Raw genomic sequence first — 23,725 nt, 5'->3', positions numbered from 1 at the left:
GTCATCATCCCGTGCATCTTGTAGAGACGCGATTCGCAGCCTCTGCCCCCAAAGCAGTAAAATCCCATCACATTGTCACCTGCCACCCGATCGGCAGTAACTTAAAAATTAAGGTAGTTTGAAAATAATCGCCCAAAGTTGAAATAAGCCTTGACATCTGACCTAAACTCTCTAACTTAGACCCTCTAGCTGCGCTGCCATCCATATTTAAAAGATGCCATGTCAACCTTAGTCATCGTCGAATCTCCGACCAAAGCCCGCACCATCCGCAACTTCCTGCCCTCCACCTACCGTGTAGAGGCATCGATGGGCCATGTCCGCGACCTACCATCCTCCGCCGAAGAAATACCAGAAGCCGTTAAAGGAGAAAAATGGGCGCAACTGGGCGTAAACGTGGAAGCAGACTTTGAACCCCTCTACGTCATCCCGAAAGATAAAAAGAAAATTGTTAAAGAACTCAAAGACGCCCTCAAAGACGCCACAGAACTGATTCTAGCCACTGACGAAGACCGGGAAGGCGAAAGCATTTCCTGGCATTTGCTGCAAATCCTCAAACCCAAAGTGCCCATCAAGCGGATGGTGTTTCACGAAATCACCCGCGAAGCTATCCGCGACGCCTTAACTCACTGCCGCGATATCGACAATCGAGTTGTACAAGCCCAAGAAACTCGCCGAATTCTCGATCGACTCGTCGGTTACACACTCTCTCCGCTACTGTGGAAAAAAATCGCTTGGGGTTTGTCGGCCGGTAGAGTGCAGTCAGTCGCAGTCAGGCTTTTGGTGCGCCGGGAACGGGAACGCCGCGCTTTCCGCCAAGGTAGTTACTGGGATTTAAAAGCCCTTTTGGAAAAGGGCAAAATTTCCTTTGATGCCAAACTCGTGACTGTCGGCAATGTGAAAGTTGCCAACGGCAGCGATTTTGATGAAAATACCGGGCAAATTATCGCAGGCCGCCGCGTACTTTTGCTGAACGAAGAACAGGCGCGGGCTTTACTCTCACGCATTCAAAACAAACCCTGGACTGTCACCAATCTCGAAGAACGGCCAGTCACCCGCAAACCTTCGCCGCCGTTTACGACCTCGACTTTGCAGCAGGAAGCTAACCGCAAGCTGCGGCTGGGTGCGCGGGAAACGATGCGGATTGCCCAAAGTCTCTACGAACGCGGTTTTATCACCTATATGCGGACGGATTCGGTGCATTTGTCCGAACAGGCGATTGTCGCCGCCCGGAGTTGCGTGCAAGAACTTTACGGCAGCGAATACCTCAGCCCCCAACCGCGCAAATACACCACGAAAAGCAAAGGCGCGCAGGAAGCCCACGAAGCTATCCGTCCCGCCGGCAGCACTTTTCGGACTCCGCAGCAAACTGGATTGGATGGGATTGATTTCCGCCTCTACGATTTGATTTGGAAGCGGACTGTCGCTTCTCAAATGGCCGATGCGCGCCAAACTCACGTCACTGTATTAACTCAGGTAGAAGATGCCGGTTTCCGTTCCAGCGGCAAACGCATTGATTTTCCCGGCTTTTTGCGCGCCTACGTGGAAGGTTCCGACGATCCGAATGCGGCGTTGGAAGACCAAGAGGTGATTTTGCCGGCGCTGAAGGTGGGGGATAAACCTAATTGTAAGGATTTAGAGGCAGTTGGCCACGAAACTCAACCTCCCGCCCGCTACACGGAAGCTTCTTTGGTCAAAATGCTCGAAAGCGAAGGTGTGGGCCGTCCGAGTACCTACGCGAGTATTATCGGTACAATTGTCGATCGGGGATATGCGAAATTAATAGCTAACGCCCTAATTCCGACATTCACCGCTTTCGCCGTCACGACTTTATTGGAAACACATTTTCCCGATTTAGTAGATACCGGTTTTACTTCCCGAATGGAACAAACCCTCGATGAAATTGCTACCGGCGAGGCGAAATGGCTGCCGTATTTGCAAAAGTTTTATACAGGGGAAACCGGACTCGCAACCCAAGTTAAAGAACAGGAAAGTCAGATTGACGCGAAAGTTGCCCGAACTGTGGTACTGGAGAATATTACTGCTAAAGTGTGCATCGGCAAATTCGGCGCATACCTGGAATCTGAAAGCGAAGAAGGCCTGGTAAAAGCATCGATTCCCCAAGATTTGACGCCGGCAGATTTAGACCCGGAACAAGTGGAGTTTCTGTTAAAGCAAAAAACGGAAGGCCCGGAAAAATTGGGTCTTCACCCGGAAACCGGGGAACCGATTTATGTGCTGATTGGCAGTTATGGGCCATACGTTCAGTTAGGGGATGTTTCGGAAACGAACAAGAAACCGAAGCGGGCTTCTTTACCGAAGGGGACGGATAAGGATAGCGTGACGCTGGATATGGCGGTGAGTTTGTTGACTTTACCCCGGTTGTTGGGCACTCACCCGGAGACGGGGGCGAAGGTGCAAGCTAATTTGGGGATGTACGGGCCTTATGTGGTTCACGACCAGGGTAAGGTGGGGAAAGATTATCGATCGATCAAACCGCCCGATGATGTTTTGACGATCGAGCTCGATCGGGCATTGGAAATGTTAGCGCAACCGAAAGCCGTTCGGGGCAGCAGCAAAACAGCCACACCTTTGAAGGAATTGGGCGCGCATCCAGAATCGGGAGAACCCCTCAATGTTTACGATGGCCGCTATGGCCCTTACGTGAAACACGGCGATATCAATGCTTCTTTGTCGAAGGATGAATCTGTGGAGAATTTCACCTTACAAAGAGCACTGGAATTGTTAGCAACCAAGGAAGCAGCGGGCGGAAAATCTAGCAGCAAGTCGAAGAAGTCAACCAAGACTACTGCGGCGAAGTCGGAAACTGCAACTGAGAAGACTGCGGCGAAGAAAACCACTGCTAAAAAGACGGAGACTGCGGCGAAGAAAACCACGACTAAGAAGGCGGCGACTGCGACGGCGACTAAGAAGAAGACAACGTGAGTTTAGTTTAGTTTTCACTGATCGAGAAACCCGGTGTGCACGGGGGGAGGGCTCCAAGTGCGATCGGGTTTCTTTATTGGTAAAATATGGAAAAATTTAGATGTGATCGTTCGGAATTCAGTCCTTAAAATAGGGTTTTAAGGTAGTAGGGCTATCGGAGTTTTTCAATAAAGAGATGTTGGGGCGAGCGCTCCATATTATCATCGAATTTTACCCTCAAAAAATACGAGTCAACTTTGGGAATATATTGGAAAAATATCCATCAGAAACTTACAGGTTATTGGGTGTAGAGTGCGATCGAGCGGGAAAAACTCGATAATTTTCTTGAGTAGAACTTGACTGGATACAAAAGATGCGGTACTTTGGGATTATATCAAGTGTTGAGTCCGCATTGGCGGGTTAACGCTTAGTTAGGCTGCCTAAGTTGTTTGGGAGAACGGTACTTTGAAATTGCCATTAGGGTGCAATACTCATTGCAGCGTCAAAGGATCTTGGAACACTCATACATCGCGTAATGTGGGCAGTCTAACCAGTAGTAGTTTGATGCAGCTTTACTATAATTTTCATGAAAATCCCTAGTCCAGAGGAAGCGCAAATAAGATTCAGCAGCATTTATAGCGCTAGTGTTACCGAAGCAGAGATTCGAGTTCCCTTTGATAATCTCGACAACGGCACAAGAGTCCTGAGCGATGAATCGGAGTGCATCAGGTATATTGCTCTCTATGGTGGACATCACTTCTACAAACTTTACGAGGCATACGCCTCAACAAAATTTGAGAATATCGAGGGCGCAGACATAGAGATTATCGATTGGGGATGTGGTCAAGCATTGGCAACCTGTGTTCTAATTGACTATCTCATAGAGAAAAACATTAGTCTTAATGTGTCATCTATAACACTCATAGAGCCATCTACAGTTGCACTACAGCGTGGACAGAGCCTCGTTCAGCGAATGTTTCAGAACAACCCCTCAACTGATTCTGTGGTGCGACTGGTAAATAAGTATATAGACGATCTGACTTCTAATGATTTGGTTTCAGAACCCGATATCAGAAAAATTCACCTGTTCTCAAACATAATAGACGTACAAGGGTTTGACCTGACACAACTGTATCAATTGATGTTTAGCTCCTTTCACGGAATTAACCGTGTCATTTGCACAAGTCCCTATAACGAGGGACAGCAACGACTTGAAACGTTCTACAATCTCTTTCCGTCTCACCAAGTGACTAGAGCGTCTAGCTCAAATGAATCAATTTACGGAGAACTTTTCTATGCTGCAACTGGAAGCTACAAAGAGTGTAAAATAAGTAGATGTGAGAGGCAATTCACCGTAAACCTGACTCAATGCTGAGGAAACAATTATTATGAAAAGCAAATCTACCGTAAATTATGTTCAGGGAGACTTATTCTCTGGATTTGGCTCTTTCACTAATGATGGGCTAGGGGAAGTCTTGTCCATGCCAAACGCAGAGGTTACTTTCTATCGAAATTTTTTCGACTCGCAGGAAAGTGATAGAATTTTTGAAATTTTGCGCGACGAGATTAACTGGCGGCAGGACAAGATGAAGCTTTACGGCAAAGACATAAATTTGCCGCGAAAAACTGCTTGGTACGGCGATATGGACAAATCGTACACATTCTCAGGTATCCATCTTAATCCTGAACCTTGGACACCAACGTTACTGGAAGTGAAAGAGCGAATAGAAGATGTTGCAGGAGTAGAGTTTAATAGCGTTTTGCTGAATCTCTACCGTCACGGAAATGATGGAATCTCTTGGCACACCGATGAGGAACCAGAATTAGGCGAGAACCCTGTAATTGGTTCTGTCAGTTTTGGGGGAACAAGAAAGTTTATGTTTCGGCACAGGCAAAACAAAGATATAAAGGCGGAAGTTGAGTTAACAGATGGCAGTTTTCTGCTCATGGCTGGTGAAACTCAGCATTTTTGGCAACACCAGATTCCCAAAACATCGAGGCACGTAGAACCAAGAATCAATCTAACTTTCAGGGTGATTCTTAACTGATGCCCTGTGTCAGCGTTCAAAGAATCTGAGCGTTTAATGTTATCTGCGGTGGCTCATTTCAGTCGCCGTTAGATCGCCCAAACCCCATATCCCTGACCTCGCGCTGGTCTAAAATCTCCTGGGCCGCAACAAAGGCGATATGTGCGATCGACAAACTCCCCGTATAACCCAGCCAGCAGCAGGGGAAAAACTAGCAGCAAGTCGAAGAAGCCAACTAAAACTGCTGCGGTAAAATCGGAAACTGCAACTGAGAAGACTGTGGCGAAGAAAACAACTGCTAAAAAGACGGCGACAGCAACAAAGAAGAAAACCAAGTGAAATTAGTTTAGTTTTCACTCATCCAGAAACCCGGTTTATTAAAAAAACCGAGTTTCTTTATTTATAAAATACTAGACAAGCTGGCAAAAAGAGGTTTGTACTTCCGTCCTTAAAATTCTCTTCTCTTCTCTTCCTTTGTGTCATAAACGTGTGCGCGGTTCGCCCGCCCCTATTTTTTTTGAGACATATCACCTCAAACTCTTGTCAGGGCTAGCTTTTCAGCTTACTTGTCACCCATCGGCAAAATCATCCTATTTACTTATTGACAATTGCTCCTCTCTGCTAGATTGTCAGGGAACCAATATATAAGGTTAAAAATTGTATCATAAGCAACAGAAAGTACCCAATGTTTTATGTAACGCCCTACAATTGAGAAAAGAAACAAGATTAAGAGGCGCGATCGCAATGGGTATCAATGAAGACCTAGACTGGGAAGAAGCATTTGAGTACCGAGCGGGCTTGACAGTGGAGTTGAAGTCCCAGCCAGGGGTTTTGCATACGATCGCTTACTATGAAGTGATGATGGTACCGCCCATCTGGTTAGAAAATGACCCGCGTCCCCGCTATCCTCACGAACTCCAAGTCGTTTCGCAGCAACCTACTGTGTCTAATAGTTGCCGGATTTCAGAGTGCCCTGTTTTAGTCGCCTCCTAAGTTTTTTCAGCGGGAAATATCGGCGATGGCATCTAGCCAGCAATCAAACCGATGCAGTGATTTTCGGATTGAGATTGCTTGAGTGTACTTTGTGGCGATCGGCTAAGTAGTCGTAGGGTGCGCCACCATGAACAACCCCTAACTTGCATATCGACAATCTCACAGATCCGCACCTGTGCCATCGAGAGCCGATGTAAACAAACCCAACACTTATTTTCTAGCCAAACTTTGTAAAAATGGTATTATTTTAGGGTTTCGGTAATTCCTTCCCCTATCAATAACCGGACGTTGGTCTAAAATCTCCTCAGCGACCAGAAAGGCGATATGGACGATCGACTTTCACGAAAAAACTGCGGTAATCCAAAAGTATATTGGTACAAATGGTAGAAATCCATCTTGATATTAATGAGAGTTGTTTGAAGTTTTTCCTAGGGTGACTAATTCGGTTTATTAACACAAAAGTGACCACTTTAACCATAAAATTAAATTGGTATGTTAAGATGACACAAGCCCTTACCATACTTGATTTCAATTATGGCTGAAAAATTAATAGTTAGAAACTTTGCTGGCATCAAGGATTTGGAGATTGAAATCAAACGAATAAATATACTTATTGGCCCTCAAGCCAGCGGTAAAAGCGTTTGCGCTAAACTCCTTTTTTATTTTAAGAACTTCGTATGGGAAATTTTCTCGGTTGTAGATAATGAGCAAACAAAACGCAATCTAGATTCAAATTATTCCAAGAGGTTTGAGGAATATTTTCCTCCTGATTGTTGGGGAAAAGAACATTTTTTCATCAGGTATGAAATTTCCAATGTTTTTATAGAAGTTAGTAGAAAACAGGATACCAAAGGTAGAATTTCCCTCAGCTATTCAGATTTTTTCAAGAAAGAATTGGCCGACCTACGCAATTTACTCAAAAAAGCAAGAGAGGAAAGCTCTGAAATAACTTTTAGTTTTAATATTCTTAATAGTTCATTTTTTGGCAATAAAATTTTAAAAGATCGCTTAGTAGAAAGTTTAGGCAGATCCATTGGTCGAGAGGCAGCCTTCAATCAGCTTTTTATTCCTGCTGGCCGCTCATTTTTCGCTAATCTTCAGAGCAATATTTTTTCTTTTCTTTCAAGCAATAATACCTTAGATCCATTTCTAAGATCGTTTGGCTCAACATACGAAGGGATCAAAAATTTGCGTATACAATATAAAATTGATCCTGAAGATAAATATACACAAGATATACTAGAGGAAATAAACAGGCTAATAGAGCAGTCTTTATGTGGTAAGCACATACAGGAAAAAGGCAAAGATTTTCTGGAGGTGGCAGATGGAAGACGTATTAGTATTGCGAACTCATCTTCCGGTCAACAGGAAACATTGCCTCTGACAATTATGCTAGCTGCACTACCTGTTCTAGCTTACCCTCCAGCCGGTCAGACAGTGTATATTGAGGAGCCGGAAGCGCATTTATTTCCAAGCGCACAGCGTAATATTGTCGAGTTGATCGCTACTGTCTTTAATTTTCGCAAAGAGCAACTTCAATTCTTTATAACTACCCATAGTCCTTATGTCCTGACAGCCCTTAATAATCTGCTCCAGGCTGGGCTTCTTTATGAAGAGTCCAGCGAAGATATACAACATCAACTAGAAAAGATTGTATCTAGATACAAATCATTAGATGTTGACGATCTCTCAGCCTATGTTTTGAGCGATGGAAAATGCCAGAGTATAGTGTGTCCTGATACTGGGTTGATTGATGCGCGAGTCATTGATTCTGTTTCTGATGAACTAGCTATTGAATTCGATCAACTTCTCAACTTAGTTTGAATCGTATATGAAAAGTCTTCCAGAGTGTGAGGAACGTAGATCGGACACCAAGATTGTCTTGCAGGAAAACAAAAGTAAAATAACGTTCCTCAACCCGAATCAAGACGAAATATTAATAATTAAGGTTGATGGCTGCGTTATTAGTGACAATGAGACTTTGCGTTGCGACTACGCACTCATTCCTTCTGATGCAGTAGAAATATATGTAGAGTTGAAAGGAAGCGATATTGCACAGGCGGTTAAACAAATAGAATCAACTATTAAATTACTTTCGGAAAATTCCCAAAAGATTAAGAAGCTATGTTTTGTCGTGTCTACACGAGTGCCAAAACAGACAACAAGTATACAACAGCTACAAAGTCAGTTTAAGAAAAAATTTAATGCTAGTTTCCGAATCAAGAACATTCAAGATGAGTATGATTTAAGTACGTCCACAAGCTAAACTAACGAGAACTTTGATATGACGAACATACAAAACTTTAGCAGAAAAGGAGTCCGCGGACGATCGCCCTCCCTCAACTAAATTTTATCTCGTATCTATTATAAATCATCCTGACCTCTACCTTGAGAAGTATATTTTGCGGGACTTGCACAACACATCCGGCGAGGCGCAACATATACGGAGAAGGTGGGCAGTGCACACCCTACAAAAACTTTTGTGTAAATCCTATTTTCTATTGCTGAATTCCTTGAACCCCGCAATTTTACGCCTTTATTCCTTCAAAAATGTGCGATGTTTAGCCAGAAATTAACATTGATTTAAACTTTAATGGAGACATAAACGAGCTAGAATTCAAGAGTTTTCGTGGAAGACATGGAGTTTAAATACAAAATGTCACAGATAACAAATTAATATCGATCGCACTTCTCGATCGCACTTTACAAAACAACCAAAACTCAGGAGTCAATCGCTGATGATGCTAGGAACAACCGAGATTCCGCAATTAAAGCCGCTTTCCGACTCAGAACTACACAAAATGAACGCCTACTGGCGGGCGGCAAACTACCTATCCGTCGGACAAATCTATCTCCTCGACAATCCCCTACTCAAAGAACCCCTCAAAATCGAACAGGTCAAACCGAGACTCCTCGGACATTGGGGCACCACTCCAGGCTTAAACTTCATCTACCTTCACCTCAACCGCATCATCAAAGCCCAAGACCTAAACACCATCTACATCGCAGGCCCCGGACACGGCGGGCCGGGCTTGGTCGCCAACACTTACTTAGAAGGAACTTACACCGAATATTACTCGAACATTTCCGAAGATGAAGAGGGTATCAAGCGGCTGTTCAAACAGTTCTCCTTTCCCGGCGGTATCCCCAGCCACGTCGCCCCGGAAACCCCCGGTTCGATTCACGAAGGCGGCGAACTCGGCTACGCCCTCGTCCACGCTTACGGGGCGGCCTTCGACAACCCCGATTTGATAGTGGCGGCCGTTGTCGGCGACGGGGAAGCGGAAACGGGTCCGCTGGCTGCTAGCTGGCACTCTAACAAGTTTCTCAATCCGGTTCGGGACGGGGCCGTGTTGCCGATTTTGCACTTGAACGGCTACAAAATTGCCAATCCAACGCTGTTGGCCCGCATTCCGCGCGAGGAATTGGAAAGTTTGATGGTCGGTTACGGCTACAAACCTTATTGGGTGGAAGGTTCAGACCCGGAAACCATGCACCAGTTGATGGCTGCAACTCTCGATACTGCGATCGGCGAAATTAAGGCGATTCAGGAAAAAGCCCGGACGGAGGGCTATTCCGGTCGTCCCCAGTGGCCGATGATTGTGATGAAAACTCCCAAAGGCTGGACGGGGCCCAAGGAAGTTGACGGTAAGAAAACTGAGGATTATTGGCGATCACACCAAGTCCCACTTTCGGAAATGGCTTCTAAGCCGGGACACGTCCAACTCCTGGAAGATTGGATGAAAAGCTATAAGCCGGAAGAACTGTTCGACGAAAAGGGCAAGTTAATTCCCGAATTGGCAGAATTAGCGCCCAAGGGCGATCGGCGGATGGGGGCAAATCCCCACGCTAACGGCGGCCGGCTGCTGCGAGACTTGAAAATGCCGGAATTTGAAGAGTACGCCGTTGACGTGCAAAAACCGGGCACTGTAATGGCTGAAGCAACCCGCGTTTGCGGCCGCTTCCTGCGAGAGGTGATGAAACTGAATCACGAAAACGCCAATTTCCGCATTGTCGGGCCTGACGAGACGGCCTCAAACCGCCTCGATCCGGTGTTTGAAGTGACGAACCGGGTGTGGGCGGGCGAAATTTTGCCCGAAGACGACCACATCTCCCCCGATGGGCGGGTGATGGAAGTCCTCAGCGAACATTTGTGTCAGGGATGGCTGGAAGGCTATTTGCTGACGGGACGCCACGGCTTTTTCTCTTGTTACGAGGCGTTTATTCACATCATCGATTCGATGTTCAACCAACACGCCAAGTGGTTGAAAACTACTAACGACATTCCTTGGCGCCGACCGATCGCCTCTCTCAACTACCTGCTAACTTCTCACGTTTGGCGGCAAGACCACAACGGTTTTTCTCACCAAGATCCGGGTTTTATCGACCACGTAATTAACAAGAAAGCGGAGGTTGTGCGGGTTTATTTGCCGCCGGATGCGAATACTTTGCTGTCAGTAACGGATCACTGTCTCCGCAGCCGCCACTATGTCAACGTGATTATTGCAGGGAAGCAGCCGGCATTGCAGTATTTGGATATGGATGCTGCGATTAAACACTGTACGGCCGGCATCGGTATTTGGGAGTGGGCTAGCAATGATAAAGGCGGCGAACCGGATGTGGTGATGGCTTGCGCGGGTGATGTTCCGACGCTGGAAACTTTGGCTGCGGTTGACATTCTCCGCCGAGATTATCCTGATTTAAAAGTGCGGGTGGTGAATGTGGTGGATTTGATGACGCTGCAACCTGCTAGCGAACATCCCCACGGTTTGTCTGACAAGGATTTTGATACTTTGTTCACGAAAGATAAGCCGGTGATTTTTGCTTTTCACGGCTATCCTTGGCTGATTCACCGCTTGACTTATCGCCGGACAAATCACCCGAATATTCACGTTCGGGGTTACAAGGAAGAGGGAACGACTACGACGCCGTTTGATATGGTGGTGATTAATGACCTCGATCGATTCCATTTGGTTGGTGATGTACTCGATCGCGTTCCGAAACTGAGTTCTGTAGCTGCTTACGGCAAACAAGCTATCCGCGACAAGCTGATCGAACACAGGCAGTATATCAACGAACACGGCGATGATATGCCGGAAATCCGCGACTGGCAGTGGTCGCACGCCGGCGCGGTGTCGTCGGAAGCGCCGAAGGAAACGAAAGATCCGACAACGACAGGAGATCAAACCGTGCGATCGGGTGCGCCTGGATAGGTGCGATCTCTGTCTGAAAAGAAAGTCCTCAGAAATTGAGGGCTTTTTTTAGTTGTTATGAGAAATCTGTCGTTGGTCTGCGAGTCCGCCAGGGGTTGAAAACCCCTGTCTCATAGCAAAAGTCGGTTGAAACCGACTATCGATTTTAGATTTTAGATGTTAGATTGGGAATTATTGATTTGAGATTGGAGATTTGAGATTTGAAATTAGGAATTAAGTGGTTTATTTAATTGGCTTTTCAGTCCTCTTTTAGAGGACTTTCGCTATGAGACGGGGGTTGAAAACCCCCGGCGGACTTGCGGGTTAATCGATATCTTCATGCTTGTGCCATCTGCGTTAATGAGGCTAGGGCCCGATCGAGTAATACCTCAACTTGGGCGCGAGTTACTCCCGGAAACCATTCGAGAAACTGGTCAATAGAGGCTCCATCTTTAAGGTTCTCGAAAAAGGCGGCAACAGGTACGCGCGTTCCCCGAAATACCCATGCACCACTCACCTTGGTTGGATCGCGTTCAATGACTTCAAAGAGGTGTATATTCTGCATGACGATCGTTGCTTGTTGCGGCTCAAGTAAAACAACTAAGATAGAATTAATGTTAGCATAAATCAAGGGTGATTTAGGATTTGTACATTCAAAAGAGGCGGTCATGCTTAAAGAAATAGAAATTCAAAATTTTAGGTGCTTTGAGCAAATCAAAATTTCTGGGTTTGAAAGAGTCAATTTAATCGGCGGTAAAAATAATGCTGGTAAGACAGCCTTGCTAGAAGCAATTTTTCTCTATAACGATCCCGACGGTAGAAGTATATCCGCATTAAAAAAGCTGAGAATGGAATCGTCAGAATCGTCAGCATCCTCAGAATGGATAGAATCAATAGAATCAATATATAAAAGGGAATGGGACAACTTGTTTTATTCCCTCAACAAAGACGCAGTTATAGTAATTAATGGAAAAGATGAAAGTAATGTCGTAGATAAAATAGAAATATGGTTAGATGAATCGGGAAATGTGGACAATATTTTTTCAGACCAAAATTTAGAAAGATTAAGAGAGTTATTCTTGAAGTATAAAGATGATTTGTCAGTCCTAAATCTCAAATTAACTCGAGATAATCAAGAAACTGTTAATTCCGTTGCAATAGCTACTTCATCATCAAAAATGTGGTTTGGCAGTCGTCCTAATGTTAAAGAACCGCCTTTTATTCCATCTTGTATGAGGTCTTTTGAAAGGTATCTCACGGAACTATTTGACCTGGCGCGTTTGAATGAAAAAGATAGCGAAGTTTTGAAAGCTTTTCAAATTCTCGACTATTCAATAGAATCAGTAGACAGTTTTTCGATCGGGGAACCCACGCTCTACTTGAGAAGAAAAGGTGAAAAGCGTTTGCCTTTATCATTGTTTGGAGATGCCATTAACAGAGTTGCAGAAATAATCCTTAAACTGGTAAACAGCGAACACAAAATACTGCTAATTGATGAGATAGAAAATGGCATACACCATACAAGTCAGCGGGAGTTTTGGAGAATTTTATTTCGCTTGGCGGTTGAACTGGATACCCAGATTTTTGCTACAACTCACAGTTTAGAGATGCTTCAAGCATTTGCTGATGTGGGTTTAGAACCAAATCAGGAATGCAGCAGCGCATATTTTGAACTAGCAAGGAAACTCAAAACAAATCAAATAATCGGAATCAGGCGCGATTTGGAAACTCTTAGTTATGCCATTGAGCATCAAGAAGGAGTGAGAGGTGAGTAATATTGTCATAGTAGAAAGTAAAAATGATAGGATTTTCATGCAGGCAATGGTTGAGAAACTAAACTGCGATATCCAGGTAGCACCACCTATTTATATAGATGATTATAAAAGTTTGGGAGGCTTGAGCGAAACAGAGTTAATCAAAGCTTTAAAAGCTTTAGAAGCAAACATTGACAAAAAAGGTATCGAAAAGATTGGAATTATTATCGATATTGATAATTGTTCAGAGCAAGAACGCCTGAAATTCGTAGATAAATGTATAGAACCAGTGTTTAAAGCTGAAAGCTTGTCAAGCACTAAACAATTTATCGATATTTGTGGAGATAATGAAACAAAGGCAAAATTGGCTTGTTACTTTACAAATGTTGAAGGTAAAGGCGAACTGGAAACGCTTTTAAAGGCAATAAAGGCTAGAGAATCACCTTATGCTGATTGTTTGGATAGCTGGAGAAGTTGCATAGAAGAAAAGGAGGGAAAGAAAATCAAGCAGAAAGATTTTGATAAATTTTGGATTAGCAACTATATTAGGTATGATACTTGCTCAAAGAAGGAACAGCAACAAGTTGAAAAGAAATGCAGTATGCATGGGTTTGATTATGTTATGGAACACAAAAAAGATATTTGGGATTGGGATCATCCTGCTCTCGATGATTTGAAAGAGTTTTTTACACTCTTTTGCTAACATAGTAAAATTCACACACAATTAACTCATGAGCTTAAAAATCTACTTTCTGCGACACGGTGAAACCACTTACAGCAAAACAGGCGGCTTCTGCGGCGCGATCGACCCAGAATTAACGCCCGAAGGTTCTCAAATGGCAGAACAGTTTGGCGCCGCTTACGCAAAATTGCCTTGGAATGCTGTTTATGTCAGTCCGATGAAACGAACTATTGCTACTGCAAAACCTTTGTGCGATGCTGTGGGAATTGAAATGCAGCTTCACGACGGACTGAGGGAAATTAATTACGGTGAGTGGGAGGGCAAAACAGTAGAAGAGGTCAAAAAAGAATACGAAGAAGATTATATTAATTGGCTGACTGAACCTGCTTGGAATGCACCGAATGGCGGCGAGACTTCCGTGGAAATTGCTAGCCGATCGTCCTTAGTTATCGCAGAAATTCAGGAAAAGTACAAGAGCGGAAATGTTTTGGTTGTTTCGCACAAGGCAACTATTAGGATTATTCTGTGCAGTCTCTTGGGGATTGATTTGGGACGTTATCGCTATCGCATTGCCGCTTTAGCAGCTTCTGTCAGTATTGTTAAGTTTGACGTGCGCGGGCCGCTGCTGGAGGTTTTGGGCGATCGATCGTACATGGATGAAAACCTCCGCAATTTACCCGGTACTTGAAATTGCGGGTAAGGTGCGCACACTGCGCACCCTAGAGTCTGAAACTAAATCGCACCGAGGTAAGACAATCCTAAAATCGTACCCGTTCCCAAAATATGACCGAAGCAGAGACTTCCCACAAGTGCACCCAAACTCAAGCCGCCCAACAGATTCGATGAGGGCGCGGCTGGGCCTGTGTGAGGATTTTGGATGGTTGATTTGCCGATCGCAATAGCTAAAATATTGCAAAGAATCATAATCAAACCGATCGTGGGGCTCCAGTCTACGGTTCTGGCGACAGTGGCAAGTAAAATTGGTGTAAACATCGATCTGCTCCTTAAACTTTAGTAAATGAAAATCTGCATAGAAGATATATCAAAAAAATGCAACTGTTAGCTACAGATTGCATTAACAGTTAATTTTTCGACATTTTTCTTAATAATTTTCCCAGGATCTCAAGATTTTTTAGTCCCCCTCTGCTGGGACAAAAGTTTGACAAAACGCGATTTCTATCGCCTAGCGATCGAAAGAACGAATCAACAGGACATAATAAAGCATGAAAATACTGGTGTTAAATGCGGGTTCTAGCAGTCAAAAGAGCTGTCTTTACGAGTTAAACGATGTCCTGCCCGATCGACCTTTGCAACCCCTCTGGGAGGCTCAAATAGACTGGACTCACCAGCAGGGTATAGCAGAGTTGAAAGTCAAAACAGCAAAGGGCGATCGGCTTGAGGAGGAAGTTGCATCGGAGTCTCGCAAAGCTGCTATTTCTCGAATGCTGGAGAGTCTTTGGAGGGGAAAAACTCAAACAATTAATGATTTAAAGGAGATTGATATTGTCGGCCACCGCGTCGTACATGGCGGACAAGACTATCAGCAAAGTACGTTAATTTCGCCGGATGTTAAAGAGGCGATCGCTCGTTTATCTCTATTTGCCCCCGTACACAATCCGGCAAACTTGGAAGGCATCGAATCCCTTGAAAAAATCCTCCCAAATGTGCCGCAAGTAGCAGTATTTGATACAGCTTTTCACGCGCAGTTGCCGCCCGCTGCGTTTGTTTATCCCGGCCCATACGAATGGCTAGAAAACGGGATTCGCCGCTACGGTTTTCACGGCATTAGCCATCAATATTGCGCTCGCAGGGCTGCTCAACTTCTGAACCGTGATTTGACAGATTTGCGGCTGATTAGCTGTCATTTGGGCAACGGATGTTCTCTGGCAGCGATTCGGGGGGGCGTGAGTGTTGACACGACGATGGGATTTACTCCTTTGGATGGTTTGATGATGGGAAGTCGATCGGGTGCGATCGATCCTGGGATTATAATTCATTTGTTAAGGCGATCGGATTTAACTTCTGAAAAATTAGATAATATTCTCAATCGTAATTCTGGTTTAAAAGGGATTTCTGGGGTATCTAGCGATATGCGGCAGATTGGAGATGCGATCGCCCAAGGTAATGAAAGAGCTCAACTTGCTTTGGATATTTACATTCACCGTTTGCGCGCCGGAATTGGGGCGATGCTGGCGAGTTTGGGAGGGTTGGATGCTTTGATTTTTACGGCGGGAGTTGGGGAAAATTCTCCTGTGGTGCGGCTTGCGGCTTGCGAAGCTTTTGGATTTATCGGGTTAAAATTGGATGGGGAGAAGAATGAACACTCGCCAGTTGATGAAGATATTGCGACAGTGGATTCAGCCGCGAGAGTTTTGGTAATTCACACGCAGGAGGATTGGGAAATTGCGCGAGAATGCTGGAAAAGCGCCATCTGTTCCGGTTAAGCGATCGCTCTTTTAGGCTACTTGAAAACGAGCGACCTCTTTTATGGTGGGTAATAAATACAAAAGGGCGATCGAGACTTGGATGTTAACCTAGAGAGCGAGGATTTCAGTCTTCAGTTGACTCTAAAGTAGACTGACAGCGTTCCCAATAAATTTTAGCGACGCGATCGCCCTGATTCTGACGCCAACACTCGGAAAACAGCCGCCCCGCTTTAGCTAACTTCCCTTCTGAGTAAATTTCCAAAGCTTCGGCAAACAATTGCAGCGTAGCTAACTTGCCCTGTTTAATTTCTGGGCGATCGCAATCAAACACCTCATAAACCGTCACCGCTTCAGATTTTCCCTTAACTTTTACCGTATCGAGGGTGCGGATTGCGTACTCGGATAAATTTTCTAAACGCGAGTAAGTTTCCTGGGTGATTAACAGCGACACCCCATAATTTTTTGTCAATCCCTCCACGCGAGAAGCTAAATTCACCGCATCGGAAATTACTGTGCCCTCCATGCGATTTTGTCCTCCCACCGTTCCCAGCATCAAAGTTCCAGTATTAATTCCAATCCCAATCTGAATCGGCCCATAGCCAGAATTAGCGCGGTGTTGATTGTATTCAACCAGGCCCTGCAGCATAGCAATTCCCGCTTTCACCGCATTATCCGCCTCGCCGCTAAACAGCGCCATAATCGCATCCCCAATATATTTATCAATAAACCCGTGATTTTGATTAATAATGGGTTCCATGCGAGAAAGATAGGAATTGATAAATCTGAAATTGTCCTCCGGCGTCATACTTTCCGAAAGCGTGGTGAAATCGCGAATGTCGGAAAACAATACCGACATTTCCAACTGCACTTGGTCGCCCAATTCCACATCAATAATGCTTGATTTTTCTAAAAATTGGAGGAATTGATTGGGAACGAAGCGCTCGTAAGCTTTGTTGAGTTGGAACAATTCATCGGTAAATCTGATTCGCTCTGTTTCTGCTTTTTTGCGCTCCGTGATATCTTGAAAGGCTACAATTGCATAAGAAATATTGTCCTTTTCATCATATATGGGCGTACCCCAACCCTCAATCGGAATAATCTTATTGCCTTGGTGGATTTCCATATCCTCAGCGGTGGCACTTTCGCCCTTCAACGCCCGCACAATCGGCAAGTCAGCAAAGGGGTATTCCTGATATGTTCCAGCTTTATAGATTTGATAAACGTCTGGTATTTGCTCGCTGGCGACTTGAGAAATAACTCCTTTACCTAATAATTGAATAGCAACGCGATTACTATAGTAAGGTTTGCCCGAAGCATCCAGCACTGATACACCTACTGGAATTGCTTCTAAAAATTGAGCCAGCCTGCTTTCATTTTCGCGGACTTCTGTATAAAGCTTAGAATTTTGAATTGAAATCGCCGCCTGTCCAGATAAAACTTTTAATAGTTCAACTCTTTCTGGGGTAAAAGCTCCGGCCGTCAAATTGTTTTCTAGATAAACAATACTGACGATTTGAGATTGGTTAATCAGCGGCACGCATAAAATTGATTTGGTCTGATTCTTTTGGATGTAGGGGTCGTTGGTAAATTGTCCCTCTCGGGCAGCATCATCCAGTACCACGCTTTCTTGAGTGCGGGCTACATAATTGAGAATTGCTTCAGAAAGTTTTTGACAGGTTTCAACGGGGATTGACTGCAATACGGTGACTTGTTGAGAATTTATTGTTCCTTCAGCTTCAATTAACAGTTGTCCATGGCTTGACAAAATTAGATATCCTTTTTGCGCCCCTGCATTCTCAATCAAAATTTTCATCAAGCTAGACAGTAATTTATCGAGCAATATTTCGCCAGAAATCGCCTGAGAAGCTCTGATCACTGTGATGATATCTAAGTTATTAACCGAACCAGTGGTCGTCACTGTTGCGCTAGCTTTAGTGTTTTTAGTTCCGGGTTGAGTTACCGCCAATAATTGGGGATATCGCGTTTCTAAATCCGTTACCTTAGCAGTTGCTCCCCATTGAAGATAACAATAATACGCCTCCAATATGTAGGCTTGAGCAACTTTTGCTTTGCCCCAGTTTAAATAAAATTTTGCTGCTAGTTCGTTGGCAATGGCTTCGTCATTAACATATTTGTTTTCTTTGGCTCCTTCAATTGCGCGATCGTACATTTCAATCGCCTCAGCTTTATTGCCCAAAACTCGATATCGTTCTCCCTCAACTAAATACCATTTATGCAAATAATTCATCGGAGCATTTTGCGCCCATTTTTCCAAAATGGTTTGATGGGTTTCCAGCAGCGCAAGAATTTCAGCTTGCTCAATTGCTGGCTGTGCGGGAAAAAGTGCCAGGTAGGTGAGAGCGGCATAGAAATGGAAAATCGGAACAAAAACTAATCCGGATACTGCCATTAAATACTGTTGGCTGCGGGCAATGTGGTCTAGGGCAGCCGTATAATTGCCGCATGAGTAGGCAAGCAACAGTTTGTAGATGTAGACAGCAGCGAGCGCCGAAAGTTGATTATCCTGCTGCTGCTTGGGAATCATCACCGTTTCATCATAGGTTTGGCCGCTCAAACAATCCGACAGAATACGGGATTCCCTCAAGTTCTTCACGGTCTGCTGCGTCATATCCCGAAAAGCATGAGAATGTTTCACCTGAGCCAAGGCAGCGCTGTAACTTACTACTTCGGTTTCCCAAGTGTCTAGTTCTACCCCACCGATAAATTTGCCTACAAAGTATTGGTTTATGCTGTAGCCAGCGTATACATAGTCGCCGGTTTCCATGCCCAACCTATAGCCCTCTTTCAGCGTCGGTACGGTCGCCAAAAGAGATTCTTGGCGATGCTGAATAAAGCACCCAAACACCAGCAAAATCATTGACTTGAATTCCCGGACATTGAACCTATCGAGCAATGAAAGTGCCAATTTACCAAAGGCATAGCCTGTTTCCACCTTTCCTAAAAAGGCACACAGTACCATCCCGTGCATCGCATACCCCACTGTGGATGCGGGTGCATTCCCAAAGTCGATCGATAAACTCACCATAGTGGAGCTAACTAGGGGTGTTAAACTCGGCATTGCTTGAAAAATGGGTGCACATAACATTCTTAAGAGTTGCATAGCAGCCCGAGTCTGAAGATCCGTCATCACAGGCAAGTCAAACAGTTGCTCGATGTGTCTGTCCTGAAGTTGGCCAGCCAGGGCTTGTAACGCTTTACCAATCGTGGCTTTATCAGGTTGGGTAAATAGTTCAACACCCAATTGTCCCAGGGCATCTCTACCCACTGAGATCGCTTCTAGCATCTGGCTCTGGGCTGTATGGGCGACGATTTGAATTTCGTAAATTTTAACTTTGTCTAAAATTGTTTGGGCTTCTTGTAAAACCTTTGCTGCCATCCGCTCCATACCATCAAAGTCACCATTCAAATAGGCAATTTCAGCAGCCGCAACATAGAGATTTAGGGTTAACTCATACTGACTTTGCCAGCAGTTAACCCTCAAGAGAGCCATCCCCGTTTGTAGATAGATATTTGCCGCAGTGTAGGCAGTAGAACTTCTGGCTTTACCTGCCGCTTCTAAGTTTAGTTGGGCTAAGGCTTCTCGTTCGCTTAATTGATTGATTAACTCAATTCCTTGATTTAAATGCCCCACAATATCAAACAGTTTTTCTTCTCTTTCTATCTCCGAAGAATTTTGTAGCAGTAACTGTCCAATTGTGAGATGAGTAGCTTGTTTTTTGTCGTCTGGGATTAGGGAATAAGCCGCTTGCTGGACGCGATCGTGTAGGAACTTATAAGTTGGATTAGCAACAGACTGACTAGGAGATTGAGCATCTGCTTGAGTGAAGTTATAGCCTTCTGCAATCTTTAAAATAAGTCCTTCTTGCAAGGCTTTCCATAGCGCTGATGCCGTTTGTTCGGGTAATTCTTCGCTGACTACTGCTAATGTCTCTAAATCAAACTGCGCTCCAATGCAAGCGGCAAGTTTGAGGGCATCCTGAGTTTTGGCAGGCAACTTCTGCAATTGCGCCGCCATAAACTCCACCACATCCGAGGCATGGCTAAGTCTAGCTTGGGCAAGATTGCACTGCCACCCCCCTTTACTTCCCCCCTTAGTAAGGGGGGATTGAGGGGGGTCAAAGCTAATTTGACCATCTTCATACAACGACTTGAGGAACTGAGTAGAGAAAAAGGGATTTCCTTTGGTTTTTTGATAAACCAATTCTGTCAGGGGTTGAGCCCATGTGCGATCGCAAATCAGCGTATCTGCCACCAACTGATTCAGATCTCCTTGGCTCAACGGTTGCAGCATAATAGTATTCACCACTGCCCCAGACTTCACAATCTCATCAATCGCCAACATAAACGGATGAGCAGCAGACACCTCATTATCTCGATAAGCACCCAATACTAACAGATGCCCCGTATCCTGCATCAACAGTTGTAATAACTTCAAAGATGCTGAATCCGCCCACTGCAAATCGTCCAAAAATATCACTAAGGGATGTTCTGCTTGGGTAAATACTTGCACAAATTTCTGCATCAGCAGATTGAAGCGATTTTGTGCCGCATTCCCTGACAGTTCTAGTGCAGTCGGTTGATCGCCAATGATGCGTTCTAACTCAGGAATCACCTCAATCAGCACTTGACCGCTCTCGCCTACTGCTGTGAGAATCAGAGTTTTCCATGTTTGTAACTGAGCGTCATTTTCTGATAATAATTGCCCCATTAATACCCGAAATGCTTGCACAAATGCACTGAATGGGATATTGCGCTGAAATTGATCGTATTTGCCTTTAATAAAATAGCCACGCTGTCTGGCGATCGGCTTGTGGACTTCGTTCACGACTGCGGTTTTACCAATTCCCGAAAAGCCAGCTACCAGCATCATTTCAGCGCTACCTGTACTAACTCGTTCAAAGGCAGCTAATAGACTAAAAACTTCTGTTTCCCGACCGTATAACTTTTCAGGAATCAGGAAACGGTCGGTAATATCCCGCGTTCCCAAGTCAAATTCTTCTATGCTATCCGTTTCTTGTAGTTGAACCAGACACATTTCTAAATCGTGCTTCAATCCCAATGCAGTTTGATAGCGATTTTCCGCATTTTTCGCCATCAATTTGTTGACAATTTGGGACAGAATTAGGGGAATTTTGGACTCTATTTCGTTCGGAGCAACTGACTGCCTAGCAATGTGGCAGTGAACTAACTCTAAAGCATCTTCTGTCTCAAAAGGCAGTTTTCCTGTTAGCAATTCGTAAAATGTGACGCCGAGGGAGTAAAAGTCAGTGCGGTAATCCAGAGTGCGATTCATCCTACCAGTTTGTTCGGGCGAGATATAAGCGAGAGTTCCTTCAAGAACTCCGGGGTTTTTGAGTATCGGTGTTTCTCGGCTTAGCTGAGTGGAAATACCAAAATCAATAATTTTTAATTGTTCCGTTTCCGGATTGTAAACAATATTAGAAGGGTTAATATCTTTGTGGATAATATTGGCGCTGTGAATTTGCCCTAAAATTTCAGTTGTGGGAATCGCGATGAGCAAAAATTCCTCCAGGGTAAACTTTCGCTGCTGCATCCAAATTTTCAAGGATTCGCCGCCAAAGTCCTCCACAAACATCACGAGGCTGTTTTGGTATTTTTGCAAGTCATAAACCTGCACGGCTCCCGCCTCTTTTAACTCTTGGGTAATTCGGTATTCGGTGCGGTAGCGCACCAACTCTTGAGGTGTGGGGTAGCTTTCTTTGAGAAGTTTGAGGATAATCCGCTGGCTATCTGCTTCCCGAATAGCCCGGTAAACCAGAGAGTTGGCACTTTCGTAAAGAAGCGTCTGGACGGCTACGCCTGGAATGGAGAGCATATTTATTTTTAGGGTAAAAATTAACTAACGCGAAGTCACAACGCACCCGATGCGTTATTTCGAGAATAACGCTTTAAACAGGAACAAATTGTGTTTTTATCACAAATGTTTAGTTTTTCCGCAGCGAAGTGGCTTTCAATCGCTCGTTTTTCCCGACTTTACCAACCACTTCGCTGCCGGCAGAACCGCAAATTCAAGTGCTGCCACCCGCTGCTGGCAAAATAGAAAATGGGAAAAAGCACACCGCCAATCATAAAACCCTTCACAAAATTGCCGCTGAATTAATAGAAGAAGAGGAATGTCAATATGTCTTCACCAAGGACTCCCAATCATCACAAAAGCCGACCAATAATAAGGATGCGACAACTTTAAATCGGCAAACCCTTGCAGCGAAGTCGGCAACTCCACCCCCTCACCCCGACTTGAACCCCGCAATCTGCCGCCCTCCAAACGCACATCTCCCCGCAACATCGAAATTTGCGCTTGTCGCAGCGCCGCCGCCTTAATTCGCACCGTCTTCAACTGCTGGTAAAACTCACTCATCAATCCCAAAGTACCTTCATCTGAAACGTACCACAAACTCCCCAAAGCCGTTTGCACCCCGGCTTGCAGCGCCAAACCCCCAAAACCCAACTCCGCCTGTGCATCTCCCACCGCAGTCCGACAAGCACTTAAAACTAATAAATTCACCTGCGGATCGTTCAATCTCAAATCCCGCAATTGATCGAGTCGCAATCGACTATCCCACAACTGAATAAAAGAATTATTCGGCGCCCCCGGTCGAAATTCGCCGTGAGTAGCTAAGTGAATAATTCCAAAAGGTCGGCTTTCATGCTCTCGCTTCAAATTATCCAAAGTGAAACCCTCATTCAGAAAACTAACTCCCGGCCACTCTCTGGAAATAGCCGCTATTTCAGCAGGAACAGCAGGCAAAGGATTCAACTCGGAAAATTGCGACGCACCCATTGCTAAAACTTGAGAATTTCTGATATCGACGTAGCGACTATCTGTTAAATTAATGCTGGGCATGAGGCTGAGATTGTACTTTTCCACCAAAAATTGCTGTCCGTCGTGCAAAGCAGCAAAGGGCATACCTCTCAAACCCCGATCGACAACAAAGGAAATAGTATCGGTTTCGCACTTCTTTAAATTCTCCTCTAAAGGCGCAATCATCCACTGATAAAGCTGTTGAGAAGATGGTAGATAACTTGTAGTACCCCGCACGCCCGGTTTAGTAATCTCATTTCTGAACACAGTTACAACTTTCAGCAGTTCTTCCCGGTTCGCGGCCGGTACGCTTTTGTGAACAACTTCACCGCAAGAAGTTATTAGCATTAAATTTAATTTTTCCGGTTGCGAGAACAGATAAATTAAGCTGGGTTTCGTGCCAGTTTCTTTCCCCACGGATGCTAATTTTATTTTGATTTCGTCTGGAGATATCAGTTCGTCCCTGATGTTCATGCCGAAATATTCCCGGAATTCTTGGCTGAAAGATTTGTCCAGCAGAGACAAAGCTTCCGATATTTTCCCTGCCTCCAAATTCCTGCCGATGTCGCCGCGAAATGCTGACTGAATAACTGAATCTCTGATATTTGAATTGATGAAATTTCTCAGTTCTCTGGGAGATTGCATTCTTTCGGGCGGCATCCTGTCTCTCGGTTTTCCTATATCTCGCGATATTCTGTTTTGGTTCTGCCGCTGTTGGGGGGTCAAGGGTTGGTTGCGATCGGGGAAAACCCGGCTTCTATCTAATGGAAATCTACCGCTTGGCGATGGTGGCGGTGGAGTTGTACCGGGTGGAGTTGTACCGGGTGGAGTTGTACCGGGTGGAGTTGTACCGGGTGGAGTTGTACCGGGTGGAGTTGTACCGGG

The 23,725-nt window shown here is 44.9% G+C and carries 15 protein-coding genes; 10 read left to right on the top strand and 5 right to left on the bottom strand.

Features of this window, described 5'->3' with window-relative positions:
- The first annotated feature begins 219 nt into the window (after positions 1-219).
- A complete protein-coding gene (gene topA, locus QUA78_RS05755) occupies positions 220-2,943 on the top strand; it encodes a type I DNA topoisomerase (RefSeq protein WP_333398657.1) in 2,724 nt (907 codons plus the stop codon).
- 1,367 nt (positions 2,944-4,310) lie between these two features.
- On the top strand, positions 4,311-4,970 hold the full coding sequence (locus tag QUA78_RS05750; protein ID WP_333306544.1) for an alpha-ketoglutarate-dependent dioxygenase AlkB: 660 nt from the start codon (positions 4,311-4,313) through the stop codon (positions 4,968-4,970).
- Positions 4,971-5,038: 68 nt separating this feature from the next.
- Here QUA78_RS05750 and QUA78_RS05745 read toward each other — a convergent pair whose 3' ends face one another.
- Positions 5,039-5,284, bottom strand: a complete 246-nt coding sequence (locus tag QUA78_RS05745; protein WP_333306545.1) for a hypothetical protein — start codon at positions 5,282-5,284, stop codon at positions 5,039-5,041.
- 409 nt (positions 5,285-5,693) lie between these two features.
- On the opposite strand from QUA78_RS05745, the gene QUA78_RS05740 reads away from it, so the two are divergent.
- The 4 genes from QUA78_RS05740 (at position 5,694) to QUA78_RS05725 (ending at position 11,155) form a co-directional block, all read left to right on the top strand.
- Positions 5,694-5,942 (top strand): hypothetical protein, encoded by a 249-nt coding sequence (locus QUA78_RS05740; RefSeq protein WP_333306547.1) that lies wholly within the window; start codon positions 5,694-5,696, stop codon positions 5,940-5,942.
- 534 nt (positions 5,943-6,476) lie between these two features.
- Positions 6,477-7,766, top strand: coding sequence for an AAA family ATPase (locus QUA78_RS05735; protein WP_333398656.1), 1,290 nt, complete (start codon positions 6,477-6,479; stop codon positions 7,764-7,766).
- A 7-nt stretch (positions 7,767-7,773) separates the two neighbouring features.
- Positions 7,774-8,208, top strand: coding sequence for a hypothetical protein (locus QUA78_RS05730; RefSeq protein ID WP_333398655.1), 435 nt, complete (start codon positions 7,774-7,776; stop codon positions 8,206-8,208).
- Positions 8,209-8,680: 472 nt separating this feature from the next.
- On the top strand, positions 8,681-11,155 hold the full coding sequence (locus tag QUA78_RS05725; protein ID WP_333306566.1) for a phosphoketolase family protein: 2,475 nt from the start codon (positions 8,681-8,683) through the stop codon (positions 11,153-11,155).
- Positions 11,156-11,471: 316 nt separating this feature from the next.
- Here the strand turns inward: QUA78_RS05725 and QUA78_RS05720 are convergent, their stop codons facing one another.
- Entirely contained in the window at positions 11,472-11,804 is a 333-nt protein-coding gene (locus QUA78_RS05720; protein ID WP_333306568.1) for a DUF433 domain-containing protein, read from the bottom strand.
- On the opposite strand from QUA78_RS05720, the gene QUA78_RS05715 reads away from it, so the two are divergent.
- Genes QUA78_RS05715 through QUA78_RS05705 form a run of 3 tightly spaced genes read left to right on the top strand, consistent with a single transcriptional unit; the run spans position 11,803 to position 14,258 of the window.
- Positions 11,803-12,909, top strand: a complete 1,107-nt coding sequence (locus tag QUA78_RS05715; protein WP_333306570.1) for an AAA family ATPase — start codon at positions 11,803-11,805, stop codon at positions 12,907-12,909. The genes QUA78_RS05720 and QUA78_RS05715 overlap by 2 nt on opposite strands.
- Positions 12,902-13,591 (top strand): DUF3226 domain-containing protein, encoded by a 690-nt coding sequence (locus QUA78_RS05710; protein ID WP_333306572.1) that lies wholly within the window; start codon positions 12,902-12,904, stop codon positions 13,589-13,591. The genes QUA78_RS05715 and QUA78_RS05710 overlap by 8 nt, the downstream gene beginning before the upstream one ends.
- Positions 13,592-13,619: 28 nt before the next feature.
- Positions 13,620-14,258 carry a histidine phosphatase family protein gene (locus QUA78_RS05705; RefSeq protein WP_333306574.1) on the top strand — a complete coding sequence of 213 codons (639 nt, stop codon included), beginning with the start codon at positions 13,620-13,622 and terminating at the stop codon, positions 14,256-14,258.
- Between the two features lie 44 nt (positions 14,259-14,302).
- Here the strand turns inward: QUA78_RS05705 and psaK are convergent, their stop codons facing one another.
- A complete protein-coding gene (gene psaK, locus QUA78_RS05700) occupies positions 14,303-14,563 on the bottom strand; it encodes a photosystem I reaction center subunit PsaK (RefSeq protein ID WP_333398654.1) in 261 nt (86 codons plus the stop codon).
- A 230-nt stretch (positions 14,564-14,793) separates the two neighbouring features.
- On the opposite strand from psaK, the gene QUA78_RS05695 reads away from it, so the two are divergent.
- Complete coding sequence (locus tag QUA78_RS05695; protein ID WP_333305378.1) at positions 14,794-16,014, top strand: acetate kinase; 1,221 nt, start codon at positions 14,794-14,796, stop codon at positions 16,012-16,014.
- A 106-nt stretch (positions 16,015-16,120) separates the two neighbouring features.
- On the opposite strand, the gene QUA78_RS05690 is transcribed toward QUA78_RS05695, so the two are convergent.
- Both QUA78_RS05690 and QUA78_RS05685 read right to left on the bottom strand, forming a co-directional pair.
- A complete protein-coding gene (locus tag QUA78_RS05690; RefSeq protein ID WP_333305381.1) occupies positions 16,121-21,853 on the bottom strand; it encodes an AAA family ATPase in 5,733 nt (1,910 codons plus the stop codon).
- Positions 21,854-22,165: 312 nt separating this feature from the next.
- The coding region (locus QUA78_RS05685; RefSeq protein ID WP_333398653.1) for a CHAT domain-containing protein at positions 22,166-23,725 on the bottom strand (1,560 nt) is incomplete at its 5' end.

The organism is Microcoleus sp. K4-B3 (assembly GCF_036704615.1).
Classification (GTDB): domain Bacteria; phylum Cyanobacteriota; class Cyanobacteriia; order Cyanobacteriales; family Microcoleaceae; genus Microcoleus.
This window is presented reverse-complemented; position numbering and strand designations above follow the sequence as displayed.

What these genes read in the sequence shown, in the direction of transcription:
- topA (WP_333398657.1), top strand. Translation starts at nt 220, where the DNA reads ATGTCAACCTTAGTCATCGTCGAATCTCCGACCAAAGCCCGCACCATC.
- QUA78_RS05750 (WP_333306544.1), top strand. Translation starts at nt 4,311, where the DNA reads ATGAAAAGCAAATCTACCGTAAATTATGTTCAGGGAGACTTATTCTCT.
- QUA78_RS05740 (WP_333306547.1), top strand. Translation starts at nt 5,694, where the DNA reads ATGGGTATCAATGAAGACCTAGACTGGGAAGAAGCATTTGAGTACCGA.
- QUA78_RS05735 (WP_333398656.1), top strand. Translation starts at nt 6,477, where the DNA reads ATGGCTGAAAAATTAATAGTTAGAAACTTTGCTGGCATCAAGGATTTG.
- QUA78_RS05730 (WP_333398655.1), top strand. Translation starts at nt 7,774, where the DNA reads ATGAAAAGTCTTCCAGAGTGTGAGGAACGTAGATCGGACACCAAGATT.
- QUA78_RS05725 (WP_333306566.1), top strand. Translation starts at nt 8,681, where the DNA reads ATGATGCTAGGAACAACCGAGATTCCGCAATTAAAGCCGCTTTCCGAC.
- QUA78_RS05715 (WP_333306570.1), top strand. Translation starts at nt 11,803, where the DNA reads ATGCTTAAAGAAATAGAAATTCAAAATTTTAGGTGCTTTGAGCAAATC.
- QUA78_RS05720 (WP_333306568.1), bottom strand. Translation starts at nt 11,804, where the DNA reads ATGACCGCCTCTTTTGAATGTACAAATCCTAAATCACCCTTGATTTAT.
- QUA78_RS05705 (WP_333306574.1), top strand. Translation starts at nt 13,620, where the DNA reads ATGAGCTTAAAAATCTACTTTCTGCGACACGGTGAAACCACTTACAGC.
- psaK (WP_333398654.1), bottom strand. Translation starts at nt 14,563, where the DNA reads ATGTTTACACCAATTTTACTTGCCACTGTCGCCAGAACCGTAGACTGG.
- QUA78_RS05695 (WP_333305378.1), top strand. Translation starts at nt 14,794, where the DNA reads ATGAAAATACTGGTGTTAAATGCGGGTTCTAGCAGTCAAAAGAGCTGT.
- QUA78_RS05690 (WP_333305381.1), bottom strand. Translation starts at nt 21,853, where the DNA reads ATGCTCTCCATTCCAGGCGTAGCCGTCCAGACGCTTCTTTACGAAAGT.